The following is a 13,432-nucleotide window of genomic DNA, read 5'->3' on the forward strand; positions in this document are numbered from 1 at the left end:
TTTTATCTTGGGATGCAGTCACCGATTATTCTCAACATTTAATCTTATTATTTGAACATAAAAATATAAATCCTCTCTCGCCAATATAAAATTTATTTTATCGGAGTAAATATGTCAGAAAATGATTTTCTACCTTCGACCTTAGAACCTATTGATATTTTTAATTTTAGAATGAGCGCTAATAGCATTAGTCAATTAATTCAACACAAGTCAGATTATAACCCTGATATCTATCAACGACTAATACGAATTAACCATAATAGCCAACGGTTAAATGAACATATTCGCTATTCATTACCCATCGTAACCGCTAACATTAGTAAACTTACGTTTAATGATACAATAAATATTTATCAAGAAATAGATGAACAACTAATTAGTAATACTAATCAGCAACAGATAAATGAATTGAATAACGCAAAAGAGCAATTAAAACAAGGTATTCATTATGATATTAATGAGTTGATATCAATTATTAAATTTATTATCAAAAAGCAAATTGAATATAATGATAATATTAGTGGCTATCAGCTCACTCAAGATATCGAGAAAATTAATCTGCGTTATCAACGTAAAAAAAATAATTTACAGGAGTTAATTACTGAAAAGCAAACTCAATTAAAGCAGGCAATAGAAAAAATCGATGTAATAATAGCTGCTGAAGAAATTATTATTCGCCGAAAATTAAAATCTTTATTTGAACAAAGTTTACCTAGTTCAGAAAAATTATCCTCACTATCTATTCCAAGTAATGAAATAGAAATTCTAAAAATGACATTATCATTTTTATCAGAATTTATTGATGTAATAGATTCTGGATTGGAGTTTAGTCTATTAGTTAATGCACGAATTATTCTTGCCGAAAAGCGAATTACCCTAGTTTTAGCTTTACAAACATTAACCTATAGACTTAATTCATTGACAAGTAAACTGGCATTGTCTGATGACATTAATCAGATTAACCAAAAAAGAAAATATATTTACCAACAATCACAAAATTTATGCCTTATTTGGCAATATTATAGTGACCAATTAACCATAGCCTTACATCACTCAGAATTTATACCGCAATTGACGCTTACTTTGCAGAAATTTAGCGCATTTATTGATAATTTAGCTTACCACTATAATCGATTATTGACAGATTAACCCTGATTACAGCCCATTAAGCCATAGGATTAATCGATTGAACTATCATCGATTGAACTATAATTAATTAAACTATAATCGATATCTTAAATAATCGGATTTAGGTGAGGTTAAAATATCAGCGATATCTTTATGATCTTATCTGGCGGAGATTTCGATTAGCGATAAAATTAAAGGCCCCCGATCATTGTTACTCTAACAATCGGGAGCCTTTTAATTACTAGAAATAGCCTGAAAAAGTATCGCTAATTCTTGTGACTACATTCTAATTTCATTATAAATTTTGCAAATTAGAAACTCATCAGTGCTTGTGCTGCATAATCTAATAATGGTTGTGGCCAAACGCCCAGCAACACAACCATAATCGCGCAAATAACAGCAACCACCGTGCCTAAAGTAGCTTTATTTGGGCCTGTGTAACGGTCAGCATGTTGCGCATCACGGCTATATAAACTCGCCATAAAACGCAGATAATAATATAGACCTATCGCACTACCCACCACTACCGCACCAGTCAACCACCATAAATCAGCATTAACGCCGGAGATGATGACATAGAATTTACCAATAAATCCTAAGGTAATGGGTACCCCAGCTAACGAGAGCATCATCACCGTCATGACCGTCGCTAATACTGGCTTATGCCAGAATAAACCGCGATAAGCGCTGAAATCATCCTGATCGTCGCCACGGTATGGGCTAGAAATAATACTCGTCACCCCAAAGGCGCCTAAACTGGCAAACAAATAACCGGTTAAATAAATCGCTACGGTTATCTGAGAAGCAATAGGATCGGCACGTAAAGCAACCAACGCTACCAATAAATACCCCATGTGGGAGATAGAAGAGTAACCCAGTAAACGTTTGATATTTTTTTGCGATAATGCCAGCAAGTTACCAAATAGAATCGATGCAATAGCGATTACACTAATTACGATTGATAACGTTTGGCTATCTGCGGCTGGCGCTTCATAAAATAAACGCATCAGTACCGCAAAAATACCAATCTTACTGCCGGTTGCCAAGAACCCAGCCACAGGCGCAGGTGCCCCCTGATAAACATCGGGAGTCCATAATTGGAACGGAAATAGCGATAATTTAAAACCAATCCCGACGATCATCATCCCCAAGCCAATCAAAATCAATGGCTGGTGGATAGTACTGTCAGCGAGGCTTTTGCCGAGGCCGACAAAGCTCATATCACCAGATTCAGCATACAGTAACGCCATACCGAACAGCAGGAATGACGAAGCTGCGGCGGATAACAGCATATATTTGATAGCCGCTTCCAAAGAACGACGCTGCTGGAAAGCATAACCAACTAAGCCAAATAATGGCAGAGAGATTAATTCAATCCCGATAAACAGCGTGGCAAGATGATTGGCCATGGATAACAACACGCCACCCGCTACGGCTATCGCCAGTAGCAAATGAAATTCATCTTTATTATCCGGATAACCTTCTAGCCATTGGAAAGCATAAATCGACGTAGCTATACCGGCCAAAAGGACTAAGGCGGAATAGAACAGCGTATAACTATCGATATGCACCAAACCGGTGACATCAATAGGGGTAAGGTTGTTAACGAAAATCAGTGATACCAGCGCGACAACGAAGCCGAACACGGTCACAGAAGCACTGGTTAAGTGATCGCGTCGCCACGCAATGGACAGCATCACAACCACCACCGTCAATCCGACGATCAACAGCGGTAACAGCGCGATCAGTTGTTGAGGAGTTATTGTCATGGCGAATTACAGCCTTAATGTTGAAAGTGAAGCCGAATACAGGTTTTGCAAGGTTTCCATCGCACCCGCTGAAGTATCCAGTACAGGTTGCGGATAAAAGCCGAGAATAACCAGTAATATAGCCAGAGTAATTAACACGCCGAACTCACGCGCTGATAACCCTTTAAATTCCTTCTCAGATTTTGGTGTTCCATAATATGTTTGCTGCATCATCCACAATGAGTAGACAGACGCAAACACTACACCAAATACCATAATACAAGTCACCACAGTAAACTGACTGAAGGTACCAAAGAAAATCAGGAATTCACCGATAAAGTTACCGGTTCCCGGCATACCCAATGTGGCGGCAGCAAAGAACAAAGATAACCCAGGTAACCATTTAATCCGTTTCCATAAACCGCCCATCATACGCATATCGCGCGTCTGGGTTCGTTCATATAACTGACCGCTGATAATAATCAATGCCGCGCCAGAAAGGCCGTTGGTCATCATTTGCAGTACCGCGCCTTGATAAGCCAGCGCAGATCCTGCATAAATCGCTACGGTTACAAAACCCATGTGCGATAAGCTACTGTAAGCGGCTAAACGCTTGATATCAGTCTGTTTAAATGCCAGCCATGCACCATAGAAAATACTAATTACACCCAACGCCATGGCTATTGGTGTAAATGTAATCGAGGCTTCAGGAAACAGTGGCAGCGTAAAACGTAACAAACCGTATGCCGCGGTTTTCAGCATAATACCAGAAATATCTACCGAACCTGCGGTTGGAGATTGTTCCTGTGTATCGGCCATCCAACCATGGAATGGTACCAATGGCATTTTTACCGCGAATGCAATAAAGAAGCCCAGCATTAACATAAACTGTACCGTTGGCGACATTGCCGTGCCTAACAGCTGGTTATAGTTAAAGGTCCAAACATCACTAGTGCGGAAATGGACAATCGCTAGACCAACAATCGAGATAAGCATGATCAAGCCACTGGCTTGGGTATAAATAAAGAACTTAGTCGCTGCGTTAATGTGCTTTCTGTTTTCAGAGCCTTTATGGCCCCAATTAGCAATCAGGAAGTACATCGGTATCAGCATCATTTCCCAGAAGAAGAAAAAGAGAAATAAATCGACAGCCAGGAAAATTCCCATCACACCGGCCAAGATCCACAGCAGGTTAAAGTGATAAGCGCCCTGATTCGGTTGGTTTTCACTCCATGAACTGAGAACGGAGAAGATCCCCATCACCGCAGTCAAAACCACCATTAACAGTGATAAGCCATCAACAGCCAGTTGAATGTTTATGCCCAGCGTAGGGATCCATGGCATGAAGAACTCTTCTTGCCAGATAGGTGCTCCCTGAGGGTTCACTAATGAGTAATCCCCTGTCAGCCATAGCTGAACGGAGAAAATAAGCGTTAATCCCATCGTAGCCAGCGCTATCCAACGTGGAGCGCGATGGCTAAATCGGTCAGCCTGCCAGCTCAGCAGGCCTCCGATGAAGGGAATAAGTATTAGCCAAGGTAATAGCATGGCGCAATGTGTCCCTTAATTAAACCAAAAGCAGCAGAGCTAAGATGAGCACTGCACCCAGCCCCATAGAGGCGATATACCAACGGATTTGACCATTCTCACTGACAGCCAGCCCTTTGTTTGCCCAACGGGACAAATGTGCAGGCAGGTTCATCAATGAATTCACCGGATCGCTTTCCAATAACCAAGCAGCCCCTTTGAATGGTTTAACAAAAATAACGTCATACAGCCAGTCAAAGCCCCAGCCGTGGAACCACAGCCCTGAGAACATCCGACCAAGCAAACTTTTTGCAATTCCATTGACCAGTTTACGGTTACCTAAGTACAGGAAGGCAACCACCAGTAAACCTGCAATCGCCAAGCCACCGGAGATAGTTTCTAATACTGTTTTACCCGCCTCATGAGCGTGCGAATTCACTGGGAATACGCCTTCAAGTGGCTGATGAATAAACAGAGCGCCAACAAAGGTAGCTAATACAGCTAACACAGTTAACGGTAATTTTTGGGTTATACCATTAATAGGCTGCGTTTTGATTTTTGCTTCGCCATGAAACGCGATGAAAATCATACGGAAAGTATACATTGCCGTCATAAACGCACCAACCAAACCGGCCCATTTCAGGATTTGCTGACCATCAATCGCCGCGCCCCACAAAATATCATCTTTACTGTAGAAGCCTGAAGTGACCAGAGGTAAGGCCGCAAGTGCGCTACCACCGACAATCATACAGACATAAATAAACGGAATCTGCTTGCGCAAGCCGCCCATTTTAAAGATATTTTGTTCATGGTGGCAGGCAATAATCACCGAGCCCGCCGACAAGAACAGCAATGCTTTAAAGAATGCATGTGTCATTAAGTGGAAAATCGCTGCATCCCATGCTTGCACGCCCAATGCCAAGAACATATAGCCTATTTGGCTCATGGTTGAGTAAGCTAACACACGTTTGATATCGGTTTGTACCAGTGCACAGAAACCGGCAAACAGCAACGTTACTGCACCTATAATCCCGACTAAATGTAAGATCTCAGGCGCCATCAAGAACAAGCCATGAGTGCGTGCTATCAGATAAACACCGGCAGTAACCATGGTTGCCGCATGGATTAAGGCAGACACTGGGGTCGGCCCCGCCATCGCATCAGCTAACCAAGTTTGTAACGGTAACTGCGCCGATTTACCAACGGCGCCGCCCAAGATCATCAGCGTTGCCCAGTTGATCATCACTGAGCCTTCCGCCAATTTCTGTGGCGCTAAAATAGCCATTTCACGGAAGTTCAACGTGCCTAATTCATTGAATAGGATAAACATACCGATAGCTAAGAATACGTCACCGACACGGGTTACAAAGAAGGCTTTCATCGCCGCTTTGCCGTTGTCTGGATTGGTATAATAAAAGCCAATCAGCAAATAACTGCACAGCCCTACCCCTTCCCAGCCCATGTACATCAGCATCATGTTATCGGCTAAAACTAACACCACCATGCTGGCAATAAACAGGTTAGTGTAAGCAAAGAAACGAGAATAGCCCTCTTCACCGCGCATATACCATGAGGCGTACATATGGATTAAAAAACCCACGCCAGTCACGATACTCAGCATGGTCAGAGACAGACCATCTAACGCTAAGGTAAAGGGAATATTAAAGCTACCGACCGAAATCCAATGCCACAGCGTTTGGCTATACACATAGCCGCCTTCGCTATTATGAGCAAGAAAATCAATCCCCGCATTGAGGGTCACTAATGCCGCTAATCCAACCGAACCTATTCCGACAATGGCGGAAACATTTTCTGACCAGCGTCCCCGGGAGAATGCCAGCAGCAAAAATCCCAATAACGGCAGCAGAATGGTTAAATAAAGTAAATTCATCCGCGCATCTCACTGACTTTATCAATATTCAGGTTCTGGCGATGGCGGTGGAGTTGTAACAACAACGCCAAGCCAATACTCGCCTCCGCTGCAGCCAGAGCAATTGCCAGGATATACATCACCTGGCCATCTGGTTGCCCCCAGAAACTCCCAGCGACGACAAAAGCCAACGCAGCAGAGTTAATCATCACTTCCAGTCCGATTAGCATAAACAGCAAGTTACGGCGAATAACAAGGCAGCTTAGCCCCATTACAAACAAAATTGCCGCCAAAATCAGACCATGTTGAAGAGGTATCATTTTTGTTCCTCCGCATGACGGTTACTGACGATATCACCGCGTTGGCTTTTATCTTCACGACCAATGTGGAAAGCCACCACTAGACCGGCTAATAATAGCAATGACGCTAACTCGACCGCTAAAACATACGGACCAAATAAGCTGATACCGACCTCTTTCGCGCTGATCATTTCACCGGTAATACCGTGAGTGTAAGACAAGCTGTTGATGCTGTAGATTAAAATTCCTAACAGCACCGCAGAAAGTATTGCCGGTCCAATCCACGCTTTCGGCGTTAACCATGCACGCTCCTGCTCAACCACCGTCCGGCCTAGATTCAGCATCATGACGACGAAGACAAACAGCACCATGATTGCGCCCGCATAGACGATTATCTCCAACGCACCGGCAAAATAAGCGCCAAGCGAGAAGAACACCACGGACAGTGCCAGCAAAGAAACCACCAGATACAGCAGTGCATGCACCGGATTGGTATTGGTTATCACCCTCAGTGTTGCCAAGATGGCTACCAGTCCGGCGATATAAAATGCAAATTCCATGAATATCGCTCCTTACGGCAACAGGTCTTTGACGTTAATCGGTTTGGCTTCGTTATCCGCCTCGCCTTTGTCTTTACCAGCTATCGCCATACCGGATTTACGGTAAAAGTTATAATCTGGATATTTACCCGGGCCTGAGATTAATAAGTTTTCTTTCTCATAGACCAGATCCTGACGTCTCCATTCGCCCATTTCAAAATCCGGTGTTAACTGGATTGCAGTTGTTGGGCAAGCCTCTTCGCATAAGCCACAGAAAATGCAGCGCGAAAAGTTGATACGGAAGAATTCTGGATACCAGCGACCGTCTTCATGCTCGGCTTTTTGTAGCGAAATACAGCCAACTGGGCAGGCAGCCGCACATAAGTTACAAGCAACACAACGCTCTTCACCGTCAGGATCGCGAGTTAACACGATGCGCCCACGATAACGGGGTGGCAGGTAGACCGGTTCTTCCGGATACATTAGCGTTTCGCGCTTCTCGAAGGCATGTAGCCCGACCATCCAAATACTGCGTACCTGGGTGGCGAAACCGACCACTAAATCTTTCAATGTCATGGTTCAATCACCCCTTATTGAGCGTTGCACAAAATTACTGCGGCGGTTACCAGCAGGTTTATCAGAGTCAATGGAAGACAGACTTTCCAACCAAATGACATCACCTGATCATAACGCGGACGCGGTAAAGAGGCACGGATCAAGATAAACATCATCATGAAGAACGCCGTCTTAATTGCAAACCAGATAAATGCTGGCAGGAATGGACCATGCCATCCACCAAAGAACAGTGTCACTATCAATGCCGATACGGTCACAATACCGATATATTCACCGACAAAGAACAGACCGAACTTCATACCGGAATATTCAACATGATAACCGTCAGCTAACTCTTGCTCAGCTTCTGGTTGGTCAAAAGGATGACGGTGACACACCGCAACCCCTGCGATAGCAAATGTCAGGAAGCCAAAGAACTGAGGAATAATATTCCACATATGCTCTTGGGAATTGACAATATCTAGCATGTTGAATGAGCCCGCCTGAGCCACAACGCCGAGCAGCGAGATGCCGAGAAACACTTCATAGCTAACGGTTTGCGCTGAGGCACGCATCGCGCCAAGCAATGAATATTTGTTGTTACTGGACCAGCCAGCAAACAGCACCGCATACACCGCTAGACCGGCCATCATCAGGAAGAATAAAATCCCGATATTTAAATCAGCCACATACCATGTTGGGCTAACCGGAACGATAGCAAAAGCCAAAAAGAGCGAACAAAACGCAATCACTGGTGCCAACGTAAAGATTTTTTTGTCGGCAAATTTAGGGATCCAGTCCTCTTTAAACAGCATTTTGAACATATCGGCTACTAGCTGTCCCATACCGAATGGACCCACACGGTTCGGGCCATATCGATTCTGGAATAATCCCAGAATACGACGCTCCCCGAGACTCATATAAGCACCACAGGTGACGACGACTAACAGAATCACGACTGATTTCAAGATTGAGATCAGCACTTCCATTACCGCCGGAGATAACCAATCCATCATGCAACACCTCGCAGGTTATTCACTGATATACCCGCCATTACAGGAGCGATACCCGGCATTCCCAGTGGCAGACCAATTTGTCCCTGAGCAAGATGGGCACTGATACGCACCGACAAACGATACGCTTGTCCAGCATGGCTAAATTCCGCCATTGCGCCCGGCGTCATTCCCAAGGTTTGAGCGTCTGATTGATTTAACATCACATACGGTTCTGGCATCCGTTGTTGGATAACCTCGGCACGTTGAGACATTTCGTCGCTGCCAAATAAATGGTAATAAGGCGCAACAATCCACTCGGATTCTTTTGGCTGGTAGGCCGCTGGTATCGTCGTGAAATAGCCGATATTGCCATCTTGACCGTCAAATAAACGCACACCAGGATCGCCAAAGCGTAAATGCCCACCGACTTCAGTTTGGAATTTATTCCATGCCTGTGGTGAGTTCCAGCCTGGCGCCCAAGCAAATGGAATTTGCTGACGTGGCGCGGTTGGGCTGTTATTTCCTTCCATAGAGAAAGCAAAGGCAGTGTCTTTATCTTGTGGCTGACGTTGCTCATGCACACTCACATTTGCCAGCATTGAGGTGCGGCCACTGTAGCGATGCGGTGAACGTGCCAGTTTTTGCCCACGAATACGGAATGAAGCTTTTGGTGCCGCATCGACAATCGGTGCAAACTGCGGTAATGCAGCCACACAATCAGCAATAACATCATCGAGTTGAGACCAATCAATTTCGCGCATCTGTGCTTCTGTTTGCAGCGAATGCAACCAACGCCAGCTTTCGTTCATCACAATCGAGTGATCGTAAAAACTGGGGTCGAAAACTTGGAAATAACGTTGTGCACGACCTTCCTGATTGACTAATGTTCCGTCGCTCTCGGCAAAACTCGCCGCAGGTAAGATAAGGTCAGCCTTATCCATAATCGCGGTACGTTGATGATCAGCGACAATTAGCTGTTTCAATTTAGTCAGTGCCGAATCAATCGCTTTGGCGCTACCGTGACGGTATAAATCATTTTCCATCACAATCGCGGTATCTACCGCACCGGATTCTATCTGTGCTAAGGCGCTATCCAGTGGTTCGGCATTCATCATGGCTAAACCAAAACTGTTAGCATGAGGCGCGATATAAGACAGCCCAACCTGATTACCCTTGGCTTTTAAAGCCAAAGCCACGTTGGCGGCAGCTTGAATAATCGCGTCACTGGCGGCGTGACTACCACTAATAATTAATGGTTTTTTAGCGCTGGCTAACGCTTGAGCAACCATCTCTACTTTAGCGCTTAACTCAGCGGAAAGCCCATCAACCGCCGGTGCTTCGCCATTAATCGCATGTGCAATCGCAAAACCAAAACGGGCTTGATCGTCAACAGCCGCACGGTAATTAAAGGCCGCCACATCGTCCAAACGCGTATCATCAACGTGAGTCACAAACAGCGGATATTTAGCTCGCTGGCCAATGTTCATCACTGCCGCGATTTGCCAGTCTGCCACTTTTTGGGCTGCTGCCATTTCACGCGCTTTACCTTTCACGGCTTGACGAACCGATAACGCCATACGTGCGCCGGTTTGAGTTAAATCTTCACCCAGCACCAGTACCGCATCATAGCCTTCGATTTCACGCAGATTCGGCGTATAAATACCACCTTTTTGCAGCAGATTAAGCATCAGCTCTAAGCGACCTTGCTCAGCCGCAGATAGGCCGGAATAGAAATTCTCAGCGCCGACCAGAGCACGCAGTGCGTAGTTACTTTCAATGCTGGCGCGGGGTGAACCGATACCAATCACTTTTTGTGCTTGGTTTAGGATTTGCGCACCACTGCGCATCGCATCGACCGCAGAGAGAACTTGCTGTACGCCGTCTTTTATTAACAGCGGCTGACGCGGACGATCTTTGCGATTGACATAGCCGTAACCAAAACGACCACGGTCGCAAAGGAAATACTGGTTTACCGAACCGTTAAAACGGTTTTCGATACGCCGTAATTCACCATAACGCTCGCCCGGGCTGGTATTACAACCCAAACTGCATTGCTGGCAAACGCCCGGTGCAAACTGCATATCCCATTTACGGTTGTAACGCTCAGAATGGGTTTTATCGGTAAAGACCCCAGTAGGACAAACTTCTACTAAGTTACCGGAAAACTCACTTTCTAAGGTTCCGTCTTCAGGACGACCAAAATAGATATAATTATGCGCGCCATAGACACCTAAATCGGTACCGTCGGCATAATCTTTGTAATAACGCACGCAGCGATAACAGGCAATACAGCGGTTCATTTCATGACTAATGAATGGGCCGAGATCCTGATTAAGATGTGTACGTTTGGTAAAACGATATTTACGCATGGTATGACCGGTCATCACTGTCATATCCTGCAAATGACAATTACCGCCTTCCTCACAGACTGGGCAGTCGTGTGGGTGGTTGGTCATTAGCCATTCAACGACGCTCTCGCGGAACATTTTGGCTTCTTCATCATCAATAGAAATGAAGGTGCCATCTGCCGCAGGCGTCATACAAGACATTACCAGTCGACCGCGAGTGTCTTCTGCGTTTTGGTATTGCTTAACCGCACACTGGCGGCAAGCGCCAACGCTTCCCAGCGCCGGATGCCAGCAAAAATAAGGAATATCCAGCCCTAATGACAGGCAGGCTTGTAACAGGTTATCAGCCCCGTTTACATCATATTCTTTGCCGTCTACATGTATTGTAGCCATAGTCAGCATGCTTCCCAAAGGCCCGCGTTTCGGCAGGCGTTAATCAAAAATTCTCACTTCGTGACCAACCTGTCGGAGAACCGACAGTGGGTGTTGTTACCAGTGATAGTTACTAGTATTGTTACCAGCGTTGCTTCAGCAAATTAGGCTGAATCCCCGCGATACTGCTTAAATTACGCAGATCTTGTTGCGAGATACCGGCTTCAAATTCATCACGAAAATATTTGATGGCGCTCTGTAGCGGTTCAACCGCTCCCGGAGCATGGGCACAAAAGGTTTTACCCGGCCCTAAAAAGCGACACAGCTGCTCAAGAGTTTCAATGTCTCCCGGCTGCCCTTCACCGCGCTCCAGTGCCTGAAGAATTTTCACGCTCCACGGCAAACCATCACGGCAAGGTGTACACCAGCCACACGATTCCCGCGCGAAAAATTGCTCCAAATTGCGCACTAACGAAACCATATTGACTTCGTTATCTACGGCCATCGCTAAGGCAGTCCCTAAACGACTGCCCGCTTTACCGATCGATTCAAAATCCATCGGTAAATCCAGATGATCGTTAGTCAAGAAGTCGGTCCCGGCACCTCCCGGTTGCCATGCTTTCAGGGTAAACCCATCGCGCATTCCGCCGGCATAATCTTCCAACACTTCACGCGCCGTCGTTCCGAAAGGCAGCTCCCACAGGCCCGGATTTTTTACCCGTCCAGAGAAGCCCATTAATTTGGTGCCCGCATCTTTACTTTTACCTGCGCTTAAGTCGATATACCACTGTGAACCGTGTTCCAAAATTGAGGGAACGTTACAGATAGTTTCTACATTATTAACGCAAGTCGGTTTGCCCCAAGCACCTGAGGTTGCTGGGAATGGCGGCTTAGAACGTGGATTAGCACGACGACCTTCGAGCGAGTTGATTAATGCGGTTTCTTCACCGCAAATATAACGGCCCGCACCGGTATGGACAAACAGCTCAAAATCAAATCCTGAACCTAAAATATTTTTGCCCAATAAACCTGCGGCTTTGGCTTCTTCAATCGCTCGACGTAAATGGCGTGCAGCATCAACATATTCCCCACGTAGGAAAATATAACCGCGATAGGCTTTCAGGGCATAAGCCCCAATCAGCATGCCTTCAATCAATAGATGGGGCAATTGTTCCATCAATAAACGGTCTTTATAGGTGCCCGGTTCCATTTCATCGGCGTTACATAAGAAATAACGCAAATTCATGCTTTCGTCTTTGGGCATTAAGCTCCATTTCAGCCCCGTGGAGAAGCCTGCGCCTCCCCGCCCTTTTAGGCCGGCATCTTTTACTAATGAGGTAACCTCATCCGGTGCCATACCTTTTAAGGCGCGCTCTGCACCTTTGTAACCGTTTGTGCTGCGGTATTCATCCAACCAAACTGGTTGATGGTCGTCACGCAAACGCCATGTCAGAGGATGGTTTTCCGCAGTACGGATAACTTGCTTCACTCCGGATACTGTCATGGATACTGCTCCAATAACGTTTTGATATTTTCAGGCTTGACGTAACTGTGTGTATCATCATCAATCATCATCGTTGGCCCTTTATCACAGTTACCCAAACAGCAGGTCGGCAATAAAGTAAAACGACCGTCAGCAGTGGTTTGCCCCGGACGAATATTCAGCTGGTTGATAATTTCGGCTTCAAGCCCCTGATAACCTGTGATATGGCAAACAACACTGTCACAATAGCGAATAATATGACGGCCAACAGGTTGACGGAAAATCTGGCTGTAAAATGTTGCTACCCCTTCCACATCACTGGCAGGGATCCCCAACGCATCGGCGATGGCATAAATCGCACCATCTTCTACCCAGCCACGTTGTTTTTGCACAATTTTCAGTGCTTCAATCGATGCCGCGCGCGGATCTTCATAGTGATGTTTTTCATGTTCGATAGCGTCACGCTCTTCGACACTCAGCTCAAAAGTAGGTTTGGCTGGTGGTTCGTACACGTTAACCACATCAAGATGGGCGGGCTGATTGTTAGCATTAAATTCATTCGGCATTG

General features: G+C 45.5%; 11 protein-coding genes. 1 reads left to right on the top strand and 10 read right to left on the bottom strand.

All coding sequences use genetic code 11. The annotated features are described in order from the left end of the window. The first annotated feature begins 111 nt into the window (after positions 1-111). Positions 112-1,149 (top strand): alpha-xenorhabdolysin family binary toxin subunit B, encoded by a 1,038-nt coding sequence (locus tag MNY66_RS09805; protein WP_241500757.1) that lies wholly within the window; start codon positions 112-114, stop codon positions 1,147-1,149. 290 nt (positions 1,150-1,439) lie between these two features. Here the strand turns inward: MNY66_RS09805 and nuoN are convergent, their stop codons facing one another. The 10 genes from nuoN to nuoE form a co-directional block, all read right to left on the bottom strand. Beyond that, complete coding sequence (nuoN, locus tag MNY66_RS09810; RefSeq protein ID WP_047257014.1) at positions 1,440-2,897, bottom strand: NADH-quinone oxidoreductase subunit NuoN; 1,458 nt, start codon at positions 2,895-2,897, stop codon at positions 1,440-1,442. 6 nt (positions 2,898-2,903) lie between these two features. Further along, entirely contained in the window at positions 2,904-4,424 is a 1,521-nt protein-coding gene (gene nuoM, locus MNY66_RS09815; RefSeq protein ID WP_241500758.1) for an NADH-quinone oxidoreductase subunit M, read from the bottom strand. 19 nt (positions 4,425-4,443) lie between these two features. Next, a complete protein-coding gene (nuoL, locus tag MNY66_RS09820; protein WP_047257016.1) occupies positions 4,444-6,294 on the bottom strand; it encodes an NADH-quinone oxidoreductase subunit L in 1,851 nt (616 codons plus the stop codon). Continuing rightward, positions 6,291-6,593: an NADH-quinone oxidoreductase subunit NuoK gene (gene nuoK / locus MNY66_RS09825; protein WP_047257017.1), complete on the bottom strand. Its 303-nt coding sequence runs from the start codon at positions 6,591-6,593 to the stop codon at positions 6,291-6,293. The genes nuoL and nuoK overlap by 4 nt, the downstream gene beginning before the upstream one ends. After that, positions 6,590-7,132: an NADH-quinone oxidoreductase subunit J gene (gene nuoJ, locus MNY66_RS09830; RefSeq protein ID WP_047257018.1), complete on the bottom strand. Its 543-nt coding sequence runs from the start codon at positions 7,130-7,132 to the stop codon at positions 6,590-6,592. The genes nuoK and nuoJ overlap by 4 nt, the downstream gene beginning before the upstream one ends. Positions 7,133-7,144: 12 nt before the next feature. Continuing rightward, entirely contained in the window at positions 7,145-7,687 is a 543-nt protein-coding gene (gene nuoI / locus MNY66_RS09835; protein ID WP_047257019.1) for an NADH-quinone oxidoreductase subunit NuoI, read from the bottom strand. Positions 7,688-7,701: 14 nt separating this feature from the next. Beyond that, positions 7,702-8,679, bottom strand: a complete 978-nt coding sequence (gene nuoH, locus MNY66_RS09840) for an NADH-quinone oxidoreductase subunit NuoH (RefSeq protein WP_047257020.1) — start codon at positions 8,677-8,679, stop codon at positions 7,702-7,704. Beyond that, the gene (gene nuoG / locus MNY66_RS09845) at positions 8,679-11,411 is read right to left on the bottom strand and encodes an NADH-quinone oxidoreductase subunit NuoG (RefSeq protein ID WP_047257021.1); all 2,733 of its coding nucleotides are present in this window, start codon (positions 11,409-11,411) and stop codon (positions 8,679-8,681) included. The genes nuoH and nuoG overlap by 1 nt, the downstream gene beginning before the upstream one ends. A gap of 112 nt (positions 11,412-11,523) precedes the next feature. Further along, positions 11,524-12,885 carry an NADH-quinone oxidoreductase subunit NuoF gene (gene nuoF, locus MNY66_RS09850; RefSeq protein WP_047257022.1) on the bottom strand — a complete coding sequence of 454 codons (1,362 nt, stop codon included), beginning with the start codon at positions 12,883-12,885 and terminating at the stop codon, positions 11,524-11,526. Beyond that, on the bottom strand, positions 12,882-13,430 hold the full coding sequence (gene nuoE / locus MNY66_RS09855) for an NADH-quinone oxidoreductase subunit NuoE (protein WP_047257023.1): 549 nt from the start codon (positions 13,428-13,430) through the stop codon (positions 12,882-12,884). Before nuoE ends, nuoF begins: the two co-directional genes overlap by 4 nt. Positions 13,431-13,432: the final 2 nt, after the last annotated feature.

Source organism: Moellerella wisconsensis (genome assembly GCF_022592395.1).
Taxonomy (GTDB): domain Bacteria; phylum Pseudomonadota; class Gammaproteobacteria; order Enterobacterales; family Enterobacteriaceae; genus Moellerella; species Moellerella wisconsensis.

Excerpts from the sequence above, each read along its gene's own strand:
- nuoH (WP_047257020.1), bottom strand. The coding sequence starts at position 8,679 with ATGGATTGGTTATCTCCGGCGGTAATGGAAGTGCTGATCTCAATCTTG.
- nuoI (WP_047257019.1), bottom strand. The coding sequence starts at position 7,687 with ATGACATTGAAAGATTTAGTGGTCGGTTTCGCCACCCAGGTACGCAGT.
- nuoF (WP_047257022.1), bottom strand. The coding sequence starts at position 12,885 with ATGACAGTATCCGGAGTGAAGCAAGTTATCCGTACTGCGGAAAACCAT.
- nuoL (WP_047257016.1), bottom strand. The coding sequence starts at position 6,294 with ATGAATTTACTTTATTTAACCATTCTGCTGCCGTTATTGGGATTTTTG.
- nuoN (WP_047257014.1), bottom strand. The coding sequence starts at position 2,897 with ATGACAATAACTCCTCAACAACTGATCGCGCTGTTACCGCTGTTGATC.
- nuoJ (WP_047257018.1), bottom strand. The coding sequence starts at position 7,132 with ATGGAATTTGCATTTTATATCGCCGGACTGGTAGCCATCTTGGCAACA.
- nuoG (WP_047257021.1), bottom strand. The coding sequence starts at position 11,411 with ATGCTGACTATGGCTACAATACATGTAGACGGCAAAGAATATGATGTA.
- nuoK (WP_047257017.1), bottom strand. The coding sequence starts at position 6,593 with ATGATACCTCTTCAACATGGTCTGATTTTGGCGGCAATTTTGTTTGTA.
- nuoM (WP_241500758.1), bottom strand. The coding sequence starts at position 4,424 with ATGCTATTACCTTGGCTAATACTTATTCCCTTCATCGGAGGCCTGCTG.
- MNY66_RS09805 (WP_241500757.1), top strand. The coding sequence starts at position 112 with ATGTCAGAAAATGATTTTCTACCTTCGACCTTAGAACCTATTGATATT.
- nuoE (WP_047257023.1), bottom strand. The coding sequence starts at position 13,430 with ATGCCGAATGAATTTAATGCTAACAATCAGCCCGCCCATCTTGATGTG.